This is a genomic window from uncultured Shewanella sp. (genome assembly GCF_947491715.1).
Lineage (GTDB): Bacteria > Pseudomonadota > Gammaproteobacteria > Enterobacterales > Shewanellaceae > Shewanella.
In genome coordinates this window covers 1-21,870 of record NZ_CANLKR010000057.1, presented here as the reverse complement: position 1 = coordinate 21,870, position 21,870 = coordinate 1, and the positions used below count along the sequence as shown (strand labels likewise).

General features: G+C 42.4%; 22 protein-coding genes, 3 tRNA genes and 1 other annotated feature. Of the genes, 15 read left to right on the top strand and 10 right to left on the bottom strand.

Features of this window, described 5'->3' with window-relative positions; translation table 11 throughout:
- The coding region (locus Q0779_RS22395) for a hypothetical protein (protein ID WP_298776251.1) at positions 1-951 on the bottom strand (951 nt) is incomplete at its 3' end.
- A gap of 410 nt (positions 952-1,361) precedes the next feature.
- Positions 1,362-1,472, top strand: a sequence feature (Trp leader region).
- 119 nt (positions 1,473-1,591) lie between these two features.
- Between Q0779_RS22395 and Q0779_RS22390 the strand changes: the two genes are divergently transcribed.
- The 6 genes from Q0779_RS22390 (at position 1,592) to trpA (ending at position 8,325) form a co-directional block, all read left to right on the top strand.
- Positions 1,592-3,172 carry an anthranilate synthase component 1 gene (locus Q0779_RS22390; protein ID WP_298776249.1) on the top strand — a complete coding sequence of 527 codons (1,581 nt, stop codon included), beginning with the start codon at positions 1,592-1,594 and terminating at the stop codon, positions 3,170-3,172.
- Positions 3,169-3,780: an aminodeoxychorismate/anthranilate synthase component II gene (locus tag Q0779_RS22385; RefSeq protein ID WP_298776247.1), complete on the top strand. Its 612-nt coding sequence runs from the start codon at positions 3,169-3,171 to the stop codon at positions 3,778-3,780. The genes Q0779_RS22390 and Q0779_RS22385 overlap by 4 nt, the downstream gene beginning before the upstream one ends.
- An 8-nt stretch (positions 3,781-3,788) precedes the next feature.
- Positions 3,789-4,847 carry an anthranilate phosphoribosyltransferase gene (gene trpD / locus Q0779_RS22380; RefSeq protein ID WP_298776255.1) on the top strand — a complete coding sequence of 353 codons (1,059 nt, stop codon included), beginning with the start codon at positions 3,789-3,791 and terminating at the stop codon, positions 4,845-4,847.
- Positions 4,847-6,241 (top strand): bifunctional indole-3-glycerol-phosphate synthase TrpC/phosphoribosylanthranilate isomerase TrpF, encoded by a 1,395-nt coding sequence (gene trpCF, locus Q0779_RS22375; RefSeq protein WP_298776245.1) that lies wholly within the window; start codon positions 4,847-4,849, stop codon positions 6,239-6,241. Before trpD ends, trpCF begins: the two co-directional genes overlap by 1 nt.
- A gap of 82 nt (positions 6,242-6,323) precedes the next feature.
- A complete protein-coding gene (gene trpB, locus Q0779_RS22370; protein WP_298776244.1) occupies positions 6,324-7,523 on the top strand; it encodes a tryptophan synthase subunit beta in 1,200 nt (399 codons plus the stop codon).
- Complete coding sequence (gene trpA, locus Q0779_RS22365) at positions 7,516-8,325, top strand: tryptophan synthase subunit alpha (protein ID WP_298776243.1); 810 nt, start codon at positions 7,516-7,518, stop codon at positions 8,323-8,325. Before trpB ends, trpA begins: the two co-directional genes overlap by 8 nt.
- A gap of 71 nt (positions 8,326-8,396) precedes the next feature.
- Here the strand turns inward: trpA and Q0779_RS22360 are convergent, their stop codons facing one another.
- Entirely contained in the window at positions 8,397-8,948 is a 552-nt protein-coding gene (locus tag Q0779_RS22360) for a chorismate mutase (protein WP_298776241.1), read from the bottom strand.
- Between the two features lie 369 nt (positions 8,949-9,317).
- Between Q0779_RS22360 and Q0779_RS22355 the strand changes: the two genes are divergently transcribed.
- Positions 9,318-10,544 carry a phosphatidylinositol-specific phospholipase C domain-containing protein gene (locus tag Q0779_RS22355; RefSeq protein WP_298776240.1) on the top strand — a complete coding sequence of 409 codons (1,227 nt, stop codon included), beginning with the start codon at positions 9,318-9,320 and terminating at the stop codon, positions 10,542-10,544.
- Between the two features lie 255 nt (positions 10,545-10,799).
- Positions 10,800-11,906 (top strand): alpha/beta hydrolase, encoded by a 1,107-nt coding sequence (locus Q0779_RS22350; protein WP_298776238.1) that lies wholly within the window; start codon positions 10,800-10,802, stop codon positions 11,904-11,906.
- A 54-nt stretch (positions 11,907-11,960) separates the two neighbouring features.
- Here the strand turns inward: Q0779_RS22350 and Q0779_RS22345 are convergent, their stop codons facing one another.
- The 6 genes from Q0779_RS22345 to thrS all read right to left on the bottom strand — a co-directional run bounded on the left by Q0779_RS22345 (position 11,961) and on the right by thrS (position 16,008).
- Positions 11,961-12,407: a hypothetical protein gene (locus Q0779_RS22345; RefSeq protein WP_298776235.1), complete on the bottom strand. Its 447-nt coding sequence runs from the start codon at positions 12,405-12,407 to the stop codon at positions 11,961-11,963.
- A gap of 143 nt (positions 12,408-12,550) precedes the next feature.
- Entirely contained in the window at positions 12,551-12,799 is a 249-nt protein-coding gene (locus Q0779_RS22340) for a hypothetical protein (protein WP_298776234.1), read from the bottom strand.
- Between the two features lie 76 nt (positions 12,800-12,875).
- Positions 12,876-13,235 (bottom strand): 50S ribosomal protein L20, encoded by a 360-nt coding sequence (gene rplT / locus Q0779_RS22335; protein ID WP_012325107.1) that lies wholly within the window; start codon positions 13,233-13,235, stop codon positions 12,876-12,878.
- 18 nt (positions 13,236-13,253) lie between these two features.
- Complete coding sequence (rpmI, locus tag Q0779_RS22330) at positions 13,254-13,448, bottom strand: 50S ribosomal protein L35 (protein WP_012155497.1); 195 nt, start codon at positions 13,446-13,448, stop codon at positions 13,254-13,256.
- A gap of 85 nt (positions 13,449-13,533) precedes the next feature.
- Positions 13,534-14,076 (bottom strand): translation initiation factor IF-3, encoded by a 543-nt coding sequence (infC, locus tag Q0779_RS22325; RefSeq protein WP_298776254.1) that lies wholly within the window; start codon positions 14,074-14,076, stop codon positions 13,534-13,536.
- Positions 14,077-14,079: 3 nt separating this feature from the next.
- Positions 14,080-16,008 (bottom strand): threonine--tRNA ligase, encoded by a 1,929-nt coding sequence (thrS, locus tag Q0779_RS22320; protein ID WP_298776215.1) that lies wholly within the window; start codon positions 16,006-16,008, stop codon positions 14,080-14,082.
- A 384-nt stretch (positions 16,009-16,392) separates the two neighbouring features.
- On the opposite strand from thrS, the gene Q0779_RS22315 reads away from it, so the two are divergent.
- The 3 genes from Q0779_RS22315 (at position 16,393) to Q0779_RS22305 (ending at position 17,682) form a co-directional block, all read left to right on the top strand.
- Complete coding sequence (locus Q0779_RS22315) at positions 16,393-16,623, top strand: hypothetical protein (RefSeq protein WP_298776213.1); 231 nt, start codon at positions 16,393-16,395, stop codon at positions 16,621-16,623.
- Positions 16,624-16,691: 68 nt separating this feature from the next.
- A complete protein-coding gene (locus Q0779_RS22310) occupies positions 16,692-17,441 on the top strand; it encodes a pteridine reductase (RefSeq protein WP_298776212.1) in 750 nt (249 codons plus the stop codon).
- 40 nt (positions 17,442-17,481) lie between these two features.
- Positions 17,482-17,682, top strand: coding sequence for a CPXCG motif-containing cysteine-rich protein (locus tag Q0779_RS22305; protein WP_298776210.1), 201 nt, complete (start codon positions 17,482-17,484; stop codon positions 17,680-17,682).
- A gap of 86 nt (positions 17,683-17,768) precedes the next feature.
- On the opposite strand, the gene Q0779_RS22300 is transcribed toward Q0779_RS22305, so the two are convergent.
- Positions 17,769-18,380, bottom strand: coding sequence for a riboflavin synthase subunit alpha (locus tag Q0779_RS22300; RefSeq protein ID WP_298776253.1), 612 nt, complete (start codon positions 18,378-18,380; stop codon positions 17,769-17,771).
- Between the two features lie 411 nt (positions 18,381-18,791).
- Here Q0779_RS22300 and Q0779_RS22295 point away from each other — a divergent pair, with 411 nt between their 5' ends.
- The 4 genes from Q0779_RS22295 to Q0779_RS22280 all read left to right on the top strand — a co-directional run bounded on the left by Q0779_RS22295 (position 18,792) and on the right by Q0779_RS22280 (position 21,038).
- Positions 18,792-20,159: an MATE family efflux transporter gene (locus tag Q0779_RS22295; protein WP_298776208.1), complete on the top strand. Its 1,368-nt coding sequence runs from the start codon at positions 18,792-18,794 to the stop codon at positions 20,157-20,159.
- Positions 20,160-20,432: 273 nt separating this feature from the next.
- A tRNA-Val gene (locus tag Q0779_RS22290) sits at positions 20,433-20,509 on the top strand.
- 247 nt (positions 20,510-20,756) lie between these two features.
- Positions 20,757-20,833: transfer RNA gene (locus tag Q0779_RS22285), tRNA-Val, on the top strand.
- Positions 20,834-20,961: 128 nt separating this feature from the next.
- Positions 20,962-21,038, top strand: a tRNA-Val gene (locus Q0779_RS22280).
- Between the two features lie 216 nt (positions 21,039-21,254).
- On the opposite strand, the gene Q0779_RS22275 is transcribed toward Q0779_RS22280, so the two are convergent.
- Complete coding sequence (locus tag Q0779_RS22275) at positions 21,255-21,575, bottom strand: recombinase family protein (RefSeq protein ID WP_298776205.1); 321 nt, start codon at positions 21,573-21,575, stop codon at positions 21,255-21,257.
- Between the last annotated feature and the right edge of the window lie 295 nt (positions 21,576-21,870).

The following is a 21,870-nucleotide window of genomic DNA, read 5'->3' as shown; positions in this document are numbered from 1 at the left end:
GGAGGTGAGCACATTATCACTGTCTGTGTTCACCCATAAACTGCCTGACAACCCAGAAGGAAGTGCACCACTGGTTTTTACTTGCCATAGATTTGTCTTTTCATCTAAGGTAAAACGCAACCGACTTCCCGCTAGACTCATCAAGCTAATGGCATGAGCTTGCCCGTCACTATCCACATCATCAAACTGAGCCTGCACATAACCTAATGATGACAAGCCTGCGATATTCCAACCTTCTGATAGATAACTATTACTGCGTTCACCAGATGAATACGTTAATGATAATTGCATCGTATCCGCCATACTATAGACACCACTGCTGACAAAATTAGCCACAAGCTCTCCCGATGCGAGTCCCACCGTTAACGGTCCCACCTCATCTCTGGGCTGAAAATCGCCCCGATGGATATCGACTGAAAAGCTAAACCAGTCGGAGTCCACACCATTGGTCAAATCTATCACCTTCCAAAAATACGTTTCGCCTTGAATAAGCGGTTTATTGACTTGCCAACTGCGGCTATCATTAATCGTACCGGATTCAGCCATGCTACTTTCTTCACCGGTTTGCGTCGGGGAGTTGGCCACCACAAAAAACAATGAAGGCCCAGTAAACTCTGCTGGAGCGGTGAGTAGTGGCTGCAGTGACGTCACCACTCTACCGTCTTTGGCATTAATAGCTGAGCTCAATGACAATGGAGAAACAGGGGATGTTGACGCAGCCGTTAATGCTGGAAGCCCTAGCGTGTCAGGCCATGAGACACTGCTTCCCATCGCTTGAGGCACAAACAAATCACTGGGAGTGATACCGGTACTGATCATTTCAATATTTGAAGGTAATTCTGCCGGATTATCGACTGCTATGGCTCGACCCGAAACAGACAAAGTCATCACCATAGTAACAATCACACTCGAGACAATAAAACGAGATATCACAGATTCAGGATTAAACATCACTTCCCCTCCCCCCGACTAGCGGGTAAAACTTAAACAGATAGGACATCGAAGGTTTTAAGTATAAAGGTTAACTTTATTTAATTAACAGTTAATATGTAACAAGATAATAAGAACTAATATATTGAATATAAACAAATTTAAAGATTAACTTAGTTCATTAAACATAAAAATCATGTCAAAGTGTAAATAAGAAGCTAGCAATGTGTTCAATTTTGACATTGAAAGCCACCGCAATGATGAGAAATCAAGAGAAATACCAAAAAGTGAAAGAAGTCATTGACAGCATAAGCACTCAAATGTTCTTATAGGGCTCTTAGCAACGCTTGTTATTTAGCGCGATAAATAACACTTTTTATTATTCACATTTAACAATGAGCCTTATGACACAGTTTAACGTTTCTTCACACATTTCTTGGTGGTGGCACTTCCCAACTTAGCGGGTAGTGTGAAACTCTGTGCTCATTGAATGAGACAAGATTTTAAACAAAAAAGCCCGCACACATTGCGGGCTTTTTTGCATTTTTAGCTAAGGTCAATGTGTTAAGGCAAGCATACACAAGGTATTGTAATCAATTGAAATGCAGACACTGAACTTATTTTTCATTTAGCAGGTTTTTGATTTAGCAGGATAATATTTATGACTCCCACTTCCTTAGCGAATATCACCTCACACAGTGATAGTTTTACTTATCATGATGATCCTCTGATCTTGTATCAGCATCTCACCGATGACGCTCCACATACTATGTTACTTGAGTCCGCTGAAATAGACAGCAAGGCGCACCTTAAAAGCATGTTATTGACCCACAGCGCCTTAATGATCCGTTGTGACCACTATCAATTATCCTTTAGCGCATTAACAGACAATGGCGCCCAATTACTCGAGCCTATTCACCGTTTCTTCGATGGCCAAAGTACAACAAAGTCTATTTCACACCAAGACAAGCAGTTGATCGTCACATTAACCAAAGCAACCCAACAGCAAGATGAAGATGCGCGGCTAAAGTCTATTTCCCCCCTTGATGGACTGCGTGCCTTGATCAATCATATGCACAGTGATCAAGTGCCTGCCTTTGAACAGCTGTTTCTCGGGGGCGTGTTAGCCTACGATCTTATCGACAGTGTTGAGCCACTTCCAACAGTCCCAGGCAGTGATAATACTTGCCCCGATTACCTCTTTTATCTGGCAGAAACCTTAATATTAGTGGATCATCAAACCCAACAGGCCAGTATTATCACTCATGTGTTCACGCCCAGTGGTCAAAAAGAAAACGCAGCGATGCAAGCTGCCATGACGCAAAGACGCAATACTTTACAACAGCTCAGCCTATCATTGCCTCGAGTGGCCAAGCTCAAACCTATTCATGATGAGGTAAAAGTCAATGTCAGTGATGATGCCTTTAAAGCCCAAGTGAACGACCTTAAAGCGCACATTATTGACGGTGATATCTTTCAAGTGGTTCCCTCTCGCAGTTTTAGCTTGCCATGCCCTAATCCATTAGGGGCTTATCGTGCATTAAGGCTCACTAATCCGAGTCCCTATATGTTTTACGTCAACGGCCCAGATTTCACCTTATTTGGCGCATCACCTGAAAGTGCCATTAAATACGAGGCCAGCACCAATCAAGTGGAAATTTATCCTATTGCGGGAACACGTAAGCGCGGTAAAACGGCAACAGGCGAGATTGATTTCGATCTCGATAGTCGAATAGAGCTGGATCTCAGGCTCGATAAAAAAGAGCTGTCCGAACACATTATGCTGGTTGATTTAGCCCGCAATGATATTGCCCGCATCAGCCAAAGCGGTACTCGTAAGGTACCTGAGCTATTAAAAGTCGACCGTTATTCTCATGTCATGCATCTTGTGAGCCGCGTTACCGGACAATTACGCCAAGATTTAGATGCGCTCCATGCGTATCAAGCCTGCATGAACATGGGCACCTTAACCGGCGCACCTAAAGTCAGTGCAGCTCAACTTATTCGCAACGTTGAGCAAAGTCGCCGTGGCAGTTATGGTGGCGCAGTGGGTTACTTAAATGGGTTAGGAGACATGGATACTTGTATTGTGATCCGCTCCGCTTTTGTCAAAAAAGGCATAGCGCACATTCAAGCTGGCGCTGGTGTGGTTTTTGACTCCGATCCACAAGCTGAAGCCGATGAAACTCGCCAAAAAGCCCAAGCAGTGATCACTGCAATCAAAATGGGAGCAGGACAATGAAAATTTATTTACTTGATAACTTCGACTCTTTTACCTACAACTTAGTGGATCAATTTCGCACCTTAGGTAATGAGGTGATTATTTACCGTAATGATGTCGATGCGCAATTTATCGCAGATAAATTACTCAATGACAATGAGCAAAGTGTTCTGGTGTTATCACCAGGTCCCGGTGCGCCCGTCGATGCGGGCTCCATGATGCAACTCATCGCATTACTTGAAGGCAAAGTGCCCATGCTGGGGATCTGTTTGGGCCATCAAGCCTTAATTGAACATTACGGCGGAAAAATCGAACGCGCAAACGAGGTCGTTCATGGCAAAGCCAGCCCAACGTTCCATCAAGGCAAAGCCATATTTACAGGCTTACCTTCGCCGCTGCCCGTTGCCCGTTATCATAGTTTAGTGGCAACCCAAGTTCCCGCTTGCTTAAATATCATTGCCACCACACAAGCGATGCCAATGGCCATATTGCATGAAGCACATCGGGCAGTCGGTTTTCAATTTCACCCAGAGTCCATTCTAACCACATTAGGCAGTCAACTGCTGACGCAAACCTTAGATTATCTCAGTGCTGACGCATCGACTCAACATCAGGAGACCGCTTCATGAACAAAGACATGAGTCAGCAAGCCTTACTCGAAGCGCTCTATCAAGGCCACTCTTTAACACGCGATGAAACCCGTCAACTCTTTATCGAGATCATGCATGGGAATATGAATGAAGCATCCATTGCGGCTATGCTCATTGCCTTAAAAATTCACGGTGAAACCATAGAGCAAATCACAGGTGCTGCCGATGCCCTGCGCAGCGTAGCAAAAGCGTTTCCAGCGCCTAATGATACTGTTAAAACAGCAGGTATTCTCGATATTGTTGGTACAGGGGGCGATGGTCACGACACCATTAATATCTCTACCATGGCGGCATTTGTTGCCGCAGCCGCTGGTGCCAATGTTGCTAAACATGGTAATCGTAGCGCCACCAGCAAAACAGGCTCGTCCGACTTACTCAGTCAATTTGGCATTAATTTGACCATGTCACCTGACGTCGCCTCTCAGTGTTTAAACACCTTAGGGCTATGCTTTTTATTTGCGCCACATTATCATGGTGGTTTCAAACACGCCATTCCAGTTCGAAAAGCATTAAAAACTCGAACCCTGTTTAATATACTTGGCCCCCTCATTAACCCTGCCGCACCCGATTACATGCTGCTTGGCGTTTATAGTCCCGATTTAGTCGCACCCATTGCACAAGTGCTCCATGCCCTTGGTGTCAAGCGCGCCATGGTGGTACACGGCAGTGGCTTGGATGAAATCGCAGTTCATGGCGAAACCTTAGTCAATGAACTTAAAGACAATCATATTCGCGAGTATCATTTAACGCCCACAGCCCTTGGCATACCGCTGGCTAACCTAGCCGATATCAAAGGCGGCAGCCCCAGTGAAAATGCCCTTTACACCCAAGCCATTTTACAAGGACAAGGGCAAACGGCTCACACTCACGCCGTTGCCATCAATGCGGGGTGCGCCCTGTATGTGGCAGGCCTTGCCCAGACACCCAAAGCAGGCACACAGTTAGCACTCGACACCCTAAAAAGTGGTCGCCCATTTGCCTTATTAACCAAGCTAGCCACTGCTAGCCAAACCGACTCCTCTTTAGTCACGAAGGAAGCAGGATAATGAGTAATGTATTAACCAAAATTGTCGATACTAAAGTGACCCATATTGCCGCCTTAAAACAGCGATTTCCCGAAAATACACTCTCACCAAAAGTATCGGATCGTAGTTTATTAGATGCACTCAAGGCTCCCAATGCAGGCTTCATTTTAGAATGCAAAAAAGCCAGCCCGTCAAAAGGGCTTATTCGTGATGATTTTAATCTCGACGCCATCAGTGATGTTTACACCCGCTATGCCGCGGGTATTTCAGTGCTCACCGATGAGCAATTTTTTCAAGGCAATATGGATTTTATTCCCGAAGTCCGCGCACGCGTCTCTCAGCCAGTCCTCTGTAAAGACTTCTTTGTCGATGCATACCAAATCAAACTGGCCGCCCATCAAGGCGCCGATGCCATTTTACTCATGCTATCCGTCCTTGATGATGGGCAATATCAGCAATTGGCGACAGAAGCTAAGCGTTATCAGTTAGATGTATTAACAGAAGTCAGTAATGAAGAGGAGCTTGAGCGAGCCATCAAGTTAAACGCCCCCATTATTGGCATTAATAATCGCAATTTGCGGGATTTATCAACCGATCTCAGCGTCACCGAAAAACTGGCTCCACGTATTCCTAAAGATCGAGTGGTGATCAGCGAATCAGGCATCTATACCCATGAACAAGTTAAACGTCTCGCCCCGCTCGTCAATGGCTTTCTGGTAGGCAGCTCTTTGATGGCGAAAAAAGACATTGATTTAGCCTGCCGACAATTATTACTGGGCAATAACAAAGTCTGCGGCCTGACACGTATTGAGGATATTCGCAGCGTTGCTCAAGCGGGCGCTGTCTTTGGCGGACTGATTTTTGCACCTAAATCTCCGCGAGTACTCACATTTGAACAAGCCGAGCAACTCCTTGGCCAGTTAACTCCCAATGATCCCAAACTGCAATTTGTCGGTGTGTTTGTTAATGAAAAAGCACAGACTATCGCCGATCATGCGCAAGCACTCAATCTTTTTGCGGTACAGTTACACGGCAATGAAACCGATGATGACATTGTGCAGCTAAAAGCGGCATTCAATGCACGGGATCTGAATACTCAAATATGGAAAGCCGTACCAGTATCGGCAACGAGCAGCCTCCTATCCGTTACGATACCCACACATGTCGACCGACTGTTATTTGACAGCCACATTCAAGGTCAATTTGGCGCAACAGGACAAACCTTTGATTGGCAAAAAGCGAAGCTTCAACGAGATAATGCCATGCTCGCAGGCGGGTTGACCCCGGATAATGCTAAGCAAGCCGCAGAGCAAGGCTTTTATGGTTTAGACTTTAATTCTGGTGTTGAGCAACGCCCAGGTATTAAAGATCCCATTAAAATCGCCAATGTTTTTAACACGCTGCGTCAATATTAATGAAAAAGTACAAGTTTGAAACACCAAAGCACATAATGAATATCACAATCAAATGTTTACAGAATGCAATGAGGAACAAGGTATGAGCAAGTTAAACCCCTATTTTGGGGAATATGGCGGTATGTACGTGCCACAAATTTTAGTCCCTGCCCTCAAGCAGCTAGAGGAAGCCTTTATCGATGCTCAAGCCGACGAAGCCTTTCAAGCAGAATTCACCGATCTGCTTAAAAACTATGCCGGTCGCCCTACCGCACTCACCTTAACCCGTAATTTAAGCCCGAACCCGCTGGCTAAAATTTACCTTAAACGGGAAGATTTATTGCATGGCGGTGCCCATAAAACCAATCAAGTGTTAGGCCAAGCATTACTGGCTAAACGCATGGGTAAAAAAGAAATTATCGCAGAAACTGGCGCGGGTCAACATGGCGTTGCCACCGCACTTGCCTGCGCGTTATTAGATTTAAAATGTAAAGTCTACATGGGCGCTAAAGATGTTGAAAGACAATCGCCTAATGTGTTTCGTATGAAACTCATGGGCGCTGAAGTCATTCCTGTCACCTCTGGCTCAGCCACATTAAAAGATGCCTGTAATGAAGCCATGCGCGACTGGTCTGCCCGTTACGATACGGCGCATTATTTACTCGGCACTGCCGCTGGCCCGCACCCCTTCCCTACCATAGTCCGTGAATTTCAACGCATGATAGGTGAAGAAACGAAACAGCAAATACTCGAAAAAGAAGGCCGATTACCCGATGCGGTCATCGCCTGTGTCGGTGGTGGTTCTAATGCCATCGGCATGTTTGCTGATTTTATCGATGAGGAGTCCGTTGCATTAATCGGCGTTGAGCCCGCGGGTAAAGGCATCGATACACCTATGCATGGCGCGCCATTAAAACACGGTAAAACAGGCATTTTCTTTGGTATGAAGGCGCCGTTAATGCAAGATGAAGAAGGCCAAATTGAAGAGTCATACTCTATTTCAGCAGGTCTGGACTTCCCCTCTGTGGGCCCACAACATGCTCACTTGGCTAAAACCGGCCGTGCCACTTACGAATCTGCTACCGATGATGAAGCACTTGACGCTTTTCAATTACTGGCACGCTCAGAAGGCATTATTCCCGCATTAGAGTCGGCTCACGCCCTCGCTTATACCTTAAAACTCGCTAAAGCGGCCACCAAAGAGACCTTATTAGTGGTCAACTTATCTGGCCGAGGCGATAAAGATATCTTTACCGTATCCGATATACTCGCTGAACAAGCAAAGGAGCATTCTCATGAGTAACCGTTATCACACCGCCTTTGCCGCCTTAAAAACCAAGCAACAAGGCGCCTTTGTCCCCTTTGTGACCTTAGGCGATCCTAGCCCCGAATTGTCACTCAAGATTATCGACACCTTAATTGAAAACGGCGCCGATGCGTTAGAATTAGGCTTTCCTTTTTCCGACCCTTTAGCCGATGGCCCCGTTATTCAAGCGGCAAACCTACGTGCTTTGAGCGCCAATACCACACCCAGTGTGTGTTTTGAGATCCTCACCAAAGTCCGTGAAAAATATCCAACAATTCCGATGGGGTTATTGCTTTACGCTAACCTTGTGTTTGCCAATGGCATCGATGCTTTTTATGAAAAAGCCAAAGCCGCTGGCGTGGATTCAGTATTGATTGCCGATGTTCCAGTGGAAGAAGCACAGCCCTTCATTACTGCGGCCAAAGCACACAATATCGCCCCGATTTTTATAGCGCCGCCCAATGCCGATGAAGCCACCTTAAAAGCCGTCAGCAGTAAAGGGGAAGGCTACACCTACTTATTATCCCGTGCAGGCGTGACAGGTACGGAATCAAAAGCGGGCATGCCCATTGGTGATATTTTACAAAAACTCAATCAGTTTGATGCGCCGCCACCATTACTGGGCTTTGGTATTGCAGAGCCCTCTCAAGTACATGATGCCATTAGCGCGGGGGCTGCAGGTGCCATTTCAGGCTCCGCGGTAGTCAAAATCATTACCCGATATAAAGATGATGAGACTCAACTTTTGGAAAAATTAGGCGAGTTTACCCGTAATATGAAAGCAGGCACGCAGCTTTAGTTTTATTGTTAAATTAACGAAGCATCATAAAAGCGTCTGTCATGCACTGACGCTTTTTTTGACCGCTATTGTCATTCAGTGATCTGCATCAGTGCATTGAACAGCAACTTTTTATCTGCGTCAGTCACATATTTGACATTAATTGTATCACTGAAACTCTGATATTGTTTAGTGACAAACTGACCCCCTTGTTTCACATAAGCGGCCAATTCAATATTTAACTGCTTACCTAATTTGATGAGCGCAGGCCTGACTTGCGTGTTTAAATCTTTTGGGGTTCCAGACACAGGACTCGCTAACCACTGAGCCCGGTAACGATACTGTATCGCTTTTGCTACGGCTATTTGTGCTTTAAAAAAATCATCCACTTTATTTGCAGGTAAACCTAACTGGCTGGCGGCTTGAGTCGCACTGGCTAATACTTTTTTCTCTCGCGCCACATCTTCAATGGCTAAGTGATGCTGGGCTTTATAAAGCGCTACATCTTTCATATAAGTTAACCGTTCATTCATTGTGTTAAAAATACTTTCTACATCAACATTCGCCATTGCCGATCCAGAAAACAATAGGATTAAACACAATAAGCCATACTTTTTTACTCTCATTTTATGTAAATACTTCATATAGTCTTCTCTTTACAATTAAATAAATTCATCATTATCAGCTGCAACTCATTCATTAAACTTTCATCATTTTAAGCACAGCCAACCTGTGTGGAATAAAAATAATCATTCTTCTCCCCATTATTCCATTAGAAAAAATCATACATTAAAAACATTTAATAAACATTGTCATTACATTAAAGATTTATTCGGGTAAGTTTATAAGCGATGACTACATTAGTACCAAGTGTTTCTCCTTTAACGCAACTAGCCCTAAGTCAATCATTATCATTCCAATGATCCACAAGGAATGGCTATCAATAAGGAGCGGATAAAGAGTCAATTTATTTTCACTCATCAATAGCCTTAAAATAATAAAGGATCAAATTAATGAAATCTTCATTTTTTACTTTTATGTCAGCCGCGACTCTCGCCTGTTGTCAGCTTAGCATGACAGCTAGCGCCAACAGCATTACTGATTTTAATAATGCTTGGGAAGGCCAAGCTCTCGCCTCCCAACGTTTACTTGATGTGTATTCACCTATCATAGACAATAATATCTTAGGCACACACAATAGTTATAACTCTGAGTCCTACACAAGTTGCAATTTCTCGGTCGGTTGCCGTTACCTCGACCCACAACAAAAACATAATCTACATGAACAATTACTCATGGGAGCTCGTTTTATCGAACTTGATGTTCATTGGACAGCCAAAATGGAAAGCTTATTTTCCTACCCTAAACGCTTACTCTTATGCCATGGATTTTGCAGCCTCAATGACAAATATTTCACTGAAGGCCTGAATGAAATCAAAAATTGGCTTAACAGTACGGACAGTGAAGATCAAGTCATTATTCTCTATATCGAAGATCACATGGAAGGCCATCATACCGATGCCTTCAATCAAATCAACGATCGGATTGGCCAATGGATATACCAAAGCCAAGGCTGTCAATCTATTCCAGATACTCTAACCAAAGCCGATATTATTAGCGCTGGTAAGAAAGTGATCCTCTGGGGAGATGGCGGTTGTCGCAATGAAGTTAATTGGAAAAATACAGCTTACACAGGTCTGGGCAATGTCGGCCGAATTTGGGAAGACAGAACGACCAACAAGGCCATTGCCGACATTTTTACCGGCGGCAGTGACAATTATATTACCGATACTGACGTCAAAGACTTTTTCCAACAAGGTGCCAATATCGTCAACCTTGATGATATGGTCGTTAGCGATAACCGTCTAGCTTCGGGCATTTGGAGCTGGGATAACAACGAACCCAACAATATCGGCGACAGTCAACACTGTGCGCTGCAATGGGGGAATGGACGCTGGGACGATCAATTTTGCGGTAATGATTATGCTTATGCATGCTATGATGAGCACAATAAACAGTGGCAAGTCACTGATAGTACAGGTACTTGGGATGGAGGAGAACAAGCTTGTCAGGCACTCGGTAGCCAATTCCATTTTGATGTTCCAACTAACAGTTTTGATAATGAGAAATTAAAAGCGGCTAAAGAAGCAAAAAGTCATGCCCATGTTTGGCTTGATTACAGCGATCAAGCCACTGAAGGGCAATGGCTCGTTAACGGTCTCAATCCATCAGAATTATAATTAATCGATAAAAGACTACGCAAAACATAGCTTAAATCCACAGATCCTCACAAGTATACTAAGTTGTGAGGATCAAAATTCATACAAATTGACTTCCCTTTAACTCCTTCCTTCATTCAAGTCGTAAAGATAAATGCATTTCATTCCATGAAAGCGTAATGTGCTTGGCGATAATTTAATGAAAGTATTATGCTTGTTGAAACCTAATGAGCATCACCTTACAACTCTTTTTTATCTTAGAAGGATAAATTAATAATGAGCGACCCTTTTATCACCCGCTGTTTTCAACCAAGACAGTCACTACTCTATTCATATTCATATTCATATTTGAAAAAAACATTAATGCTCTTAACGCTGTTATCTTTAAGTCCACTTTTCACTTTTGCATCCACTCATCAACCTCCAACCCAAATGACATTAAACAATGCACAATATGGCATTAATCTTGAAGGTTATCCTTACCCTTATCCTGTGCATTTTTTACCTTTAAGTATTCAACAACAATCATTAAAAATGGCTTATATGTATGTTAAAGCCAATAACCCCAATGGCCACACAGTGTTGCTCATGCACGGTAAAAACTTTAATGGAATGTATTTTAAGCAAGTCATTGCGCATTTAAGCCAAGCGGGATTCAATGTGCTAGTGCCAGATCAAATTGGCTTTGGTAAATCCTCAAAACCCGCCCACTTTCAATATACCTTTCAGCAATTAGCGCAGAATACCAAAACCTTACTCGATACCTTACACATCAAAAAAACCATGGTACTGGGCCACTCTTTAGGCGGAATGCTCGCCACACGCTTTGCACTCATGTACCCCAACACCACGACCAAACTCATTCTAGAAAACCCATTAGGGTTAGAGGACTGGAAGACTGTCGTTCCATATCCCCAAGGTGGCGTCGATTATTGGTATAAGATTGAGCTGGCTAAAACACCAGAAAAAATCAAAAAATACCAAATCAATAACTACTATCAAGGTCATTGGAAGCCAGAATATCAGCCTTACGTTGATATTATTACCAGTTTTATGGACAGCCCAGACTATCCAAGATATGCATGGAATTCCGCACTCACCTACGACATGCTTTATACTCAACCGGTTGTTTATGAATTTAAAAACTTGACCATGCCCACCCTTTTGATCATTGGCCAAAGTGATAAAACTGCCCACGGAAAAGAAAGGATCACACCAAAAATTGCAAAAACCATGGGTAACTATGCCGCTTTAGGTAAAAAAACCGCCAAGGTGATCCCTAACGCCACGTTAGTCGAACTGGATAATGTTGGACATCTGCCTCATATACAAGCCTTTGAACGATTCATGCCCGCTTTACTCAACTTTATACAAGAGAAATAACATTAACGGGCAATGACCATGAACAGAAGGCAAGCGACAAATTTTCGTTTGCCTTTACTCTAGGACTTGCTCACACATAGAAAGATGAAATGCCTCTGTCCCTAAAGTATCTTCTTGGATCACAATATTTTGAATAGTACCATTCTTGTCGATTACCACAGACAACTGACAAATTCGCTGTGAAGGAACACTCGACACCCTATCAATTTCGTCATCACTGCCCTCCATTATCGGTGGACCATTATGAATACTGGTTGCAGGCACTTGAATCGTTTCAGTGAACAACCAATGATATTGCTTTTCCCCTTGACCCAAAATGCTCTGCTTCTGCGGAGAGCCTATTTTATCAACAAGCTGAACAATTGATTTTCCTTGATAGGTTTTATTAAGCGCAGTTTGCGTCGATGCCGTTGTGGCACAAGCTGATAATAACAACACAAAAGGGATCAGCAATTTATGGCCTATTTTTTCAAAAAAAATCGCATTCAAAGAGATGTTCATCTACTCACTAGTCTCCTAGGTTGATTAAATTAGCCATTCAACATGATGACTTCTAGCGCTATCATTGATTACACTGTCTGAATACACGCTTGATGAACTTATTTTAATCTTTGTAAATTATCCTTCACCTCTCAATAGAAACGCTATTCGCAAACGAGCTGTCCATAGAGTAAACCAAAAGTCAACAAAGCTACCAGCCACAATCGCTTCTTTCCGATATATCGCGCTTTTAAAAAAAGAATAAAACAACCCAATATCACAAAAAGTTCAAAGCCAAGCCACATAATAAAAATAGGTAGAAGCGCTAATCCCTCAGGACTATTTGAGAGCAAGATGATAGCAATAGCGAGCAAAAGATGATTGACCACTAAACAGCTTAATAACAGATCCATTTAAAACACCTATTCTCTATTCCAAAACCATAAAAAAAGGAGCCCTAAGGCTCCTTTTTTAACAAGTCGAATTAACTTATTTAGCTAATGCTTCTTTTGCTTTTTCAACTAAAGTTGTGAAAACAACTTTGTCGAAAACAGCGATATCGGCAAGGATCTTACGATCGATTTCGATAGAGGCTTTCTTAAGACCGTTGATAAAACGGCTGTAAGATAGACCATTTTGACGAGAAGCCGCATTGATACGTGCAATCCAAAGTTGACGGAATTGACGTTTCTTTTGACGACGGTCACGGTAAGCATATTGACCAGCTTTCGTTACAGCTTGAACTGCAACGCGGTAAGTACGTGAGCGAGCTCCGTAATAACCTTTGGCTAATTTAAGTACTTTCTTGTGACGAGCACGAGCGGTTACACCACGCTTAACTCTAGGCATTGTTCATTGCTCCTTTAATTAAGCGTATGGTAGTTGACGTGCGATTGCTGGCACATCAGACTTAGCTACTTGACATTTTGCACGTAAGTGACGTTTACGCTTAGTGCTCTTCTTGGTCAAAATATGACGTAAATGGGCTTGCTTGCGCTTGAAACCATTAGCGGTTTTCTTAAAACGCTTTTGTACACCCTTGTCAGTTTTCATTTTAGGCATTGCTAAAACTCCGCATTGGGACATTAATAAAACGCAAGGCGAGCAAAAATCTTAAAAGATCCTTGCTACTTTTCTGGTTGCCTTACTATTTCTTTTTCGGCGCGAGAACCATAACAGCTTGTCGGCCTTCCATTTTCGGGAAAGACTCGACCACTGCTAACTCTTCCAAATCCACTTTGATACGGTTCAATAGATCCATACCTAGGTTTTGGTGAGCCATCTCACGACCACGGAAACGCAGCGTAACTTTCGCTTTGTCGCCGTCATCTAGAAAACGCTTCAGGTTGCGTAGTTTTACCTGATAGTCATTTTCATCAGTACCGGGACGGAATTTAATTTCCTTCACCTGTATCTGTTTCTGCTTCTTCTTTTGTTCTTTTTGTGCTTTCGCTTTATCAAAAAGAAACTTTCCGTAGTCCATGATACGACATACAGGCGGCTCAGCGTTAGGACTAATTTCAACCAGGTCTACACCGGCTTCATCAGCGACTTCTTGAGCTTCTCTAATACTCATGATACCTAATGGCTCACCATCAAGGCCGTTTAAACGGACTTCTGAAACACCAGTGATGAGTTCGTTAATTCTGTTCGGGGCCGCCTGACGCCCTGCTGTTTTTTTGATCTTTATGACCTAATCCTCCAACAAATTGAGACTACGGAGCGAAATCTGTTCGCTGATCTTGGCTGCAAAGGTTTCGATATGCATTTTACCTAAATCAACACCATCTCGGGTTCGCACCGCAACTTCCTTATTTTCTAATTCTTGATCGCCTACGACCAATAAATAAGGAACACGCCTTAAGGTGTGCTCGCGTATTTTAAAGCCTATCTTCTCATTTCTCAAGTCTTTAGTGGCTCTAATTCCATGTTCTTTGAATAAATTCACCACTTCATCCACATATTGTGACTGTTTATCGGTAATATTCATCACAACCACTTGCTGTGGCGCTAACCAAGTGGGAAATTTACCCGCATACTCTTCAATCAAAATACCTAAGAAACGCTCCAGAGATCCTAAAATAGCACGATGGATCATAACAGGTGTTTGACGGCTGTTATCTTCGGCAACATACGTTGCCCCTAAACGGCCCGGTAATGCATAATCGAGCTGCACGGTACCACACTGCCACGCTCTGTCTAAACAGTCATGAAGAGTGAATTCAATTTTAGGCCCATAAAACGCCCCTTCACCGGGTAAAATGTCATAGTCAATGTCATTAGCCGTTAGTGCCTGTTTCAGCGCCTCTTCGGCTCGATCCCACATGGCATCATCACCAATACGCTTGTCTGGACGCGTGGATAATTTGACAACAATATTTTTAAAACCAAAGGTTTCATAAGTGTCATAGACCATTTGAATACACGCGCTAACTTCTTGCTGTACTTGATCTTCAGTACAAAAAACATGGGCATCATCTTGAGTAAAGCCCCGTACGCGCATTAAGCCATGCAGTGCGCCTGAAGGCTCATTACGATGACAGCAACCAAATTCCGCCATACGCAGCGGTAAATCACGGTATGATTTCAAGCCCTGATTAAATATTTGCACATGGCCTGGGCAGTTCATCGGCTTAATGGCGTATTCACGGTGCTCAGAATGAGTCGTAAACATGGCATCAGCGTATTTATCCCAATGGCCACTGCGCTCCCATAAACTTCTGTCCATCATCAACGGACCTTTCACTTCTTGGTAAGTGTATTGACCCAGTTTTTGACGAATAAACTTCTCAAGTTCTAAAAATAAGCTCCAGCCATCGTTATGCCAAAACACCATACCCGGTGCTTCTTCTTGCATATGGTATAAATCTAATTGCTTACCAATTTTCCGGTGATCGCGTTTTGCCGCTTCTTCGAGACGATTCAAATGCACTTTCAATGCTTTTTTATCAGCCCAAGCCGTACCATACACACGCTGCAACATTTTATTGTCTGAATTACCGCGCCAATAAGCACCCGCCACACTCATTAACTTAAAGTGCTGGCAAAACTTCATATTGGGCACATGTGGGCCGCGACACATATCCACATATTCTTCATGATGGTATAAAGCTGGCGTATCATCTTGACTGATATTTTCATCAAGGATCGCCATTTTGTACGTTTCACCACGGGCTTCAAACGTATCTCTGGCCACTTGCCAGCTACCCACACGCTTTTCAACTTTATAGTTGGTTTTAGCCAGTTCCATCATGCGCTTTTGCAGCGCATCAATATCTTCCTGTGTCAGCTTATGATCAAGATCAATATCATAATAGAAGCCATTATCAATAACAGGACCAATCGCCATTTTGGTTTCAGGAAACAATTGCTTAATGGCATGGCCCAGTAGATGAGCACAAGAGTGACGTAATATTTCAACGCCTTCTTCATCTTTTGCCGTAATGATAGCCAGAGTTGAATCCTCAGCTATCATATCGCATGCATCTTTAAGCTCACCGTTCACACGGCCAGCAATACACGCTTTGGCTAAACCTGGGCCAATATCCGCTGCGACATCAAGGGTTGAAACAGGCGCGTCAAACTCACGTTTGCTGCCATCAGGAAGGGTAATTACAGGCATGAAAATTCCTTATCCAGTGGTGATCCCCACGTAGGACCACTTGGGTTTATCTTAAATTAATTATGAATATCAACACTATTAAACAAACCAACAGTACAGGAGTCGAATGTAAGATAGTGCAAAAGCAGTAATACTAAGGGGAACAAGCGGTAATAGCAAGACTAACATCGCCATGTTTAAATGAAATAAAATGGCAAACAGATCTCCTTTCAATTTGTCGCCTTAGCTTTGCATTTTTCGTTTTTTTCTAGCGTTTCTTCTCTAATCAATTGTCATACACTTGCCTAAAATATGTCACTGCATTGTCACGAAAAAACATTACCATAACGCCAATTGATATGAGGCATTTTATCCAGACAAATCGCTATAACTATGGAGTCGATTATGATGAAAGCATGGATCCTCGCAGGCGCTCTAGTTCAACCTGACACGCCTTCCCCAGCCCCCGTAAACGATAAGCTCATTTTTGATACTGCCGCATTAAATCAAGAAATTGAAACCAGCTTAAATGAACAAATGAATCGCCTCATTGAAGAAACACAAAAAACATTACTCGATATTGAGACATCAAGGCCCTCACTGGCCAATCAACCCACACAAATAAAAGTAAAATAACGTTTAGGGTTGTCTCTCAACAAAATGATAAACTGAATGCCATTTTATTTATCTTCAAAGTGAAACACATGGAAAAATGGGCATTAGTCACAGGTGCAGCCAAGCGTATTGGTCACGCCATTAGTCGGCAGCTGCACCAAGAAGGCTATAATATTATCATTCACTATGGACAATCCAGTGATGAAGCACAAACATTAGCCAATGCATTAAATAAAAAACGTTCGGATTCAGCGCTATGCCTGCAAGCGAATCTTGATAATGACGCTGACATTGCTTACCTTATCGAGACCATAAGTAATAAACAACTGCCTCTCGCATTACTGGTGAATAACGCCTCTGTATTTTCACCATCGACATTTGAACACACCACATTTACCCAATGCCAAACGACATTAGCCACTAATCTCATTGCTCCTTATTTACTCGCTCAAGGATTATTTCCGCTTCTCAAACAACATCAAGGCTCAGTGATCAACTTACTGGATATCCATGCTAAGCGACCTTTGAAGCATCATGGACTATACTCTATATCTAAGGCAGGGCTTGAAATGGCCACCCTTTCGTTAGCACAAGAAATGGGCCCCAACGTTCGCGTTAATGGTATCGCTCCAGGGGCTATTTTATGGCCACATAATAGTGACACAGATGTCCAATCTGAAATTATTCAAGCCATTCCGCTAGCGAGACTGGGACACAGTGAGGATATTGCTAACTTAGTGTGCTTTTTAGCAAAAGCAGCTTACATTTCAGGACAAATTATTGCCGTCGACGGTGGACGCAGTGCAACAGGCTTTAAAGGAGCGGAAAAGATTGATTAATTTGTAATATCAACACATCACAACGTTTGAGGTATGAATTATGTTGTATCACACTAAAACGATCAGTTGCCCACATTGTGGGCATCACCAAACGATTGACATCGATGCCAGCGCAGGCGACCAAGAATACTATGATGATTGCCGTATATGCTGTAACCCTATGCATCTGCGCCTTCACCTTGACGAGTACCAAAAAAAAATTGAGCTCTTTGTGGACTCTGACAACGAGCAACTCTATTGAACGTCGATAAACTGAGTTGTAAGGGGCAAATAACACTCAAGTAATGTTCAACACATGAACAACTAATGGTTAAAAGCCCGCTTTACTTAACCAAAGCGTTTAGCTAGCACACGCTCAACCGTATCGACAATGGCTTGGGTTTGGCTGTCTATTTCGATATTTAATTTATCGCCCGCTTTATACTGCTCTAAATTCGTTAAACGCAATGTTTCTGGAATTAAGTGCAACATAAAACTCTCATCAGTCACTTCACCGACCGTTAAACTACAACCATTTACCCCCACAAACCCTTTATAAAGAATGTAGTTCATCCATTTTGGATCAACCGTTAACCTGAGATCATAGTGACTATTTGTATGGCTCACTTCACTTATCACCGCTTGCGTGTGCACATGACCAGAAAGAATATGGCCACCAATTTCACTGCCAAACGTTAATGATCGCTCTATATTAACCCAATCACCGACTTGTAATGGGGCTAAATTGGTTAAATTGAGGGTTTCTTCCATTACATCAAAAAAAACATGAGAACTCGTTTGCTTTGTAACGGTCAAACAAACGCCATTTGTCGCGACACTCGCGCCAATTTTTAGCCCTTCTCTAAGCGACTCATCCATCGCAATTTCGTAAGTATTTAATCCCGTTTGGCGATGAATAGCCACCACTTCACACTTTGCTTGAACAATCCCCGTAAACATTACTGCCCCCATTAACTGTATTCATTTTCAACGCCATTTTACGCTAATCACACACAATAATCCTGATCCAAGCTCAATTTATACCCGTGATACTCCATTATAAACTTAATAGTATTTTTAAACATGAGCACGCACCCAAAGAAAAATAATGTTTTATTCTTGAAAACATTATTAAAACAAAAATAACATTTTTATTTCAATAAATTAGTTTACTTCCCTTCTTATTCAAAACACATTATAATTTGATGTAAATATCATCACAAATAAGCATTTATCGTTCCAACAACACGCCAGGATCAGCCTATATATTGATTTTAAAAAATAATAATCAGGCCATTATCACCATGATAAAAAATTCCAGTGACGGTAACGGTAGATTTTTTTAGCGTCAACTTCGTTTAAGGCAGCTTCATGGAACATTCCGGCTTTCAAGCCAAACGCTTAATACAACTCGCACTTCCTGTTCTTATCGCCCAAGTCACTCAAACCATGATGGGATTTATCGATACTGTCATGGCAGGCAGTGTCAGTGCTCTGGATATGGCTGCCGTCGCCATTGGTATGAGTTTATGGTTACCTGCGGTGCTTTTTGTTCAAGGACTCTTAATGGCTTTCACGCCCGTTTTCGCCCATTTACATGGCTCAAACGAAGAAGCAAAAATACAGCCTCTTGCTTTTCAAGCCATTTATATTGCCCTCATTGGCTGTATAGGCGTGATCCTGTTTCTTTCCCTTTCAGAGCTGGTCTTTAATCAAATGCACCTTGAACCTGACTTAATGAAAGTCAGTGTTCAATATATCAATGGGCTCATTTGGGGCGTACCTGCCTTTATACTTTATCAAGTGCTTAGAGGCTGCAGCGAAGGCATATCCCATACTTTACCCACTATGGTCATCGGCTTTGTCGGGTTAGCCGTGAATATTCCAGCCAACTACATTTTTATTTATGGCCACCTTGGCATGCCAGCTATGGGCGGAGCGGGTTGTGGCATCGCTACCGCCTTAGTGTTTTGGGCCATGTTTATTGCCATGCTTGTTTATATGCAGCTAGACCGTAAATTCAAAGACATTCGAGTCTTTAATACGTTACATCGTCCCAACATTCAAACCATTTTGCAAATGAGCAAGCATGGTTTTCCCATCGCTATGGCCCTGTTTTTTGAAGTCAGTTTGTTTGCAGTCATTGCATTGCTCTTAGCGCCATTAGGTGCCAATATTGTTGCTGGGCATCAAATCGCGCTCAACTTTTCATCCATCGTTTTTATGTTGCCACTGTCCATTGGTATTGCCGCATCGATTCGTGTCGGCTATTACCTAGGACAAGACAAAGCCCATTTATCGGCGTTAGTGACAAAACTGGCATTGCTCATCTCTTTTTCTTTAGCCATGATCACCGCAGCTATCACCATCGCCTTTCGGCAAAATATTGCATTGCTGTATAATAAAAATCCCGAAGTTATTAGCTTAGCGGGTAGCTTGATGTTACTTGCAGCACTATATCAACTATCAGATTCTATTCAAGTTGTTGCCGCAGGGGCATTGAGAGGCTATAAGGACACCAAGAGTGCCTTATATATTACTCTTGTATCTTATTGGTTGATTGGCATGTTACTTGGCTTTGTGCTCGCTCGCACCAATATCATTGTTCCTGCTATGGGCGCTCACGGCTTTTGGATTGGCCTGATTGCAGGGTTAACCGCCGCAGCGGGGTTATTTGGTGTGCGATTGCGCTATATCCAACGTAATCCTCTAAAAGCACAAATGTTAGAACATAACTAATTTTTCTGTTTCTCAGCCCTTTACTGACAATGACGGCTTAGTTTTGCCTAGTTCTACGTCAACTTGTGCAGCAAAACAGCGTTTAACACAAAAAAAGCATTTTTTTCTTGCCATGAGTGCTATATCAACCTTAATATAGCGCTCGTTCCAAAGGGAAACCTAAAGAACAAAGCAATAAGAAAAATACAATACAACCCTAGTTCAGTTGATAAAGTAAAGAGATGCACCACCTACTTTCTTAATAAACAATTGAATATGGGAGTAAAAGACAATACAACCGTAGCTCAGTTGGTTAGAGCACCACCTTGACATGGTGGGGGTCGGTGGTTCGAATCCACTCGGTTGTACCATCTCTTTGAGGATGAAACATCGTAAGAATCGATGTTAACTGATGTAGTCATAATTAATACAAGCCTAGCTAAGTTGTTAAAAAGAGAATAGCACTACCCTCTCTTGATGACAGAATGGCGGTAGGGGTAGATAGTTATAACCCTTATAAGTATTAGACAAAACAATACAACCGTAACTCAGTTGATAAATTAAAGAGAAGCACTACCAACTCTTTTTAACCAATTGAATATGGATGAAAAAGACAATACAACCGTAGCTCAGTTGGTTAGAGCACTACCTTGACATGGTAGGGGTCGGTGGTTCGAATCCACTCGGTTGTACCATCTCTTTGGGGATGAAACATCGTAAGACTCTATATGAGAAATGCAATACAACCGTAGCTCAGTTGATAAATTAAAGAGAAGCACTACCAACTCTTTTTAACCAATTGAATATGGATGAAAAAGACAATACAACCGTAGCTCAGTTGGTTAGAGCACTACCTTGACATGGTAGGGGTCGGTGGTTCGAATCCACTCGGTTGTACCATCTATTATTAATATCCTATTTATTCTTCAATATTTCATAAATTCAAAAATAACTATAACGTTACTCAGTTAGCGCACTACCGACTCTTATGAAAGGCAGGCGGTAGGGGTCGTTCTCTAAGAAACTAGACAAATCCACTTAGGTGTACCATTTCTATACTATAAAATCCCTTATAAAATTAAAAATAACCACGATGTTAGTCAGTTAGCGCACTACCTACTCCTCATAACAGATCGGCGGTAGGGGTCGGTGGTTCGAATCAGTTAAACTTTTAAAGTGGATCCCACGCTGTTCCAACTGCTCCACCATAATGATCAGATCTTTGACGTTTCGGCCTAATCGGTCCAACTTCCAAACCACAAAGCAATCACCCAAACGAAGATCATTCAATGCCGACTGTAAGCCTTCACGTAAGGCTGCATTTGAACCACTTTTCTGGTCTTGGTAGATTTTTTCGCAGCCAATGTGATTAAGTGCATTAATTTGTAAGTCCAATTCTTGATCTTTAGTAGAAACCCGTGCGTATCCTATTTGCATAATCACTCAGAAATTATCAAAACTCATTAAATATTACTTAAATGAGAAATTGGTTTCAAGATGGGTTTGTGAGAACCAAGAAGTCAATAAAGTCGATGAGCGATGTTGTTTTTCAAATCATTCTCACAAACGCTCGTTTATGAGAACGATTTACGTGATTTTTAGGGGAATGAAAAATATGAATTTGCAGGACCTAATTATTTACAATCAATTCAGTTAGTTAGTTAGTTAGTTAGTTAGTTAGTTAGTTAGTTAGTTAGTTAGTTAGTTAGTTAGTTAGTTAGTTAGTTAGTTA

Excerpts from the sequence above, each read along its gene's own strand:
- Q0779_RS22390 (WP_298776249.1), top strand. The coding sequence starts at position 1,592 with ATGACTCCCACTTCCTTAGCGAATATCACCTCACACAGTGATAGTTTT.
- Q0779_RS22385 (WP_298776247.1), top strand. The coding sequence starts at position 3,169 with ATGAAAATTTATTTACTTGATAACTTCGACTCTTTTACCTACAACTTA.
- trpD (WP_298776255.1), top strand. The coding sequence starts at position 3,789 with ATGAGTCAGCAAGCCTTACTCGAAGCGCTCTATCAAGGCCACTCTTTA.
- trpCF (WP_298776245.1), top strand. The coding sequence starts at position 4,847 with ATGAGTAATGTATTAACCAAAATTGTCGATACTAAAGTGACCCATATT.
- trpB (WP_298776244.1), top strand. The coding sequence starts at position 6,324 with ATGAGCAAGTTAAACCCCTATTTTGGGGAATATGGCGGTATGTACGTG.
- trpA (WP_298776243.1), top strand. The coding sequence starts at position 7,516 with ATGAGTAACCGTTATCACACCGCCTTTGCCGCCTTAAAAACCAAGCAA.
- Q0779_RS22360 (WP_298776241.1), bottom strand. The coding sequence starts at position 8,948 with ATGAAGTATTTACATAAAATGAGAGTAAAAAAGTATGGCTTATTGTGT.
- Q0779_RS22355 (WP_298776240.1), top strand. The coding sequence starts at position 9,318 with ATGAAATCTTCATTTTTTACTTTTATGTCAGCCGCGACTCTCGCCTGT.
- Q0779_RS22350 (WP_298776238.1), top strand. The coding sequence starts at position 10,800 with ATGAGCGACCCTTTTATCACCCGCTGTTTTCAACCAAGACAGTCACTA.
- Q0779_RS22345 (WP_298776235.1), bottom strand. The coding sequence starts at position 12,407 with ATGAACATCTCTTTGAATGCGATTTTTTTTGAAAAAATAGGCCATAAA.
- Q0779_RS22340 (WP_298776234.1), bottom strand. The coding sequence starts at position 12,799 with ATGGATCTGTTATTAAGCTGTTTAGTGGTCAATCATCTTTTGCTCGCT.
- rplT (WP_012325107.1), bottom strand. The coding sequence starts at position 13,235 with ATGCCTAGAGTTAAGCGTGGTGTAACCGCTCGTGCTCGTCACAAGAAA.
- rpmI (WP_012155497.1), bottom strand. The coding sequence starts at position 13,448 with ATGCCTAAAATGAAAACTGACAAGGGTGTACAAAAGCGTTTTAAGAAA.
- thrS (WP_298776215.1), bottom strand. The coding sequence starts at position 16,008 with ATGCCTGTAATTACCCTTCCTGATGGCAGCAAACGTGAGTTTGACGCG.
- Q0779_RS22315 (WP_298776213.1), top strand. The coding sequence starts at position 16,393 with ATGATGAAAGCATGGATCCTCGCAGGCGCTCTAGTTCAACCTGACACG.
- Q0779_RS22310 (WP_298776212.1), top strand. The coding sequence starts at position 16,692 with ATGGAAAAATGGGCATTAGTCACAGGTGCAGCCAAGCGTATTGGTCAC.
- Q0779_RS22305 (WP_298776210.1), top strand. The coding sequence starts at position 17,482 with ATGTTGTATCACACTAAAACGATCAGTTGCCCACATTGTGGGCATCAC.
- Q0779_RS22300 (WP_298776253.1), bottom strand. The coding sequence starts at position 18,380 with ATGTTTACGGGGATTGTTCAAGCAAAGTGTGAAGTGGTGGCTATTCAT.
- Q0779_RS22295 (WP_298776208.1), top strand. The coding sequence starts at position 18,792 with ATGGAACATTCCGGCTTTCAAGCCAAACGCTTAATACAACTCGCACTT.
- Q0779_RS22275 (WP_298776205.1), bottom strand. The coding sequence starts at position 21,575 with ATGCAAATAGGATACGCACGGGTTTCTACTAAAGATCAAGAATTGGAC.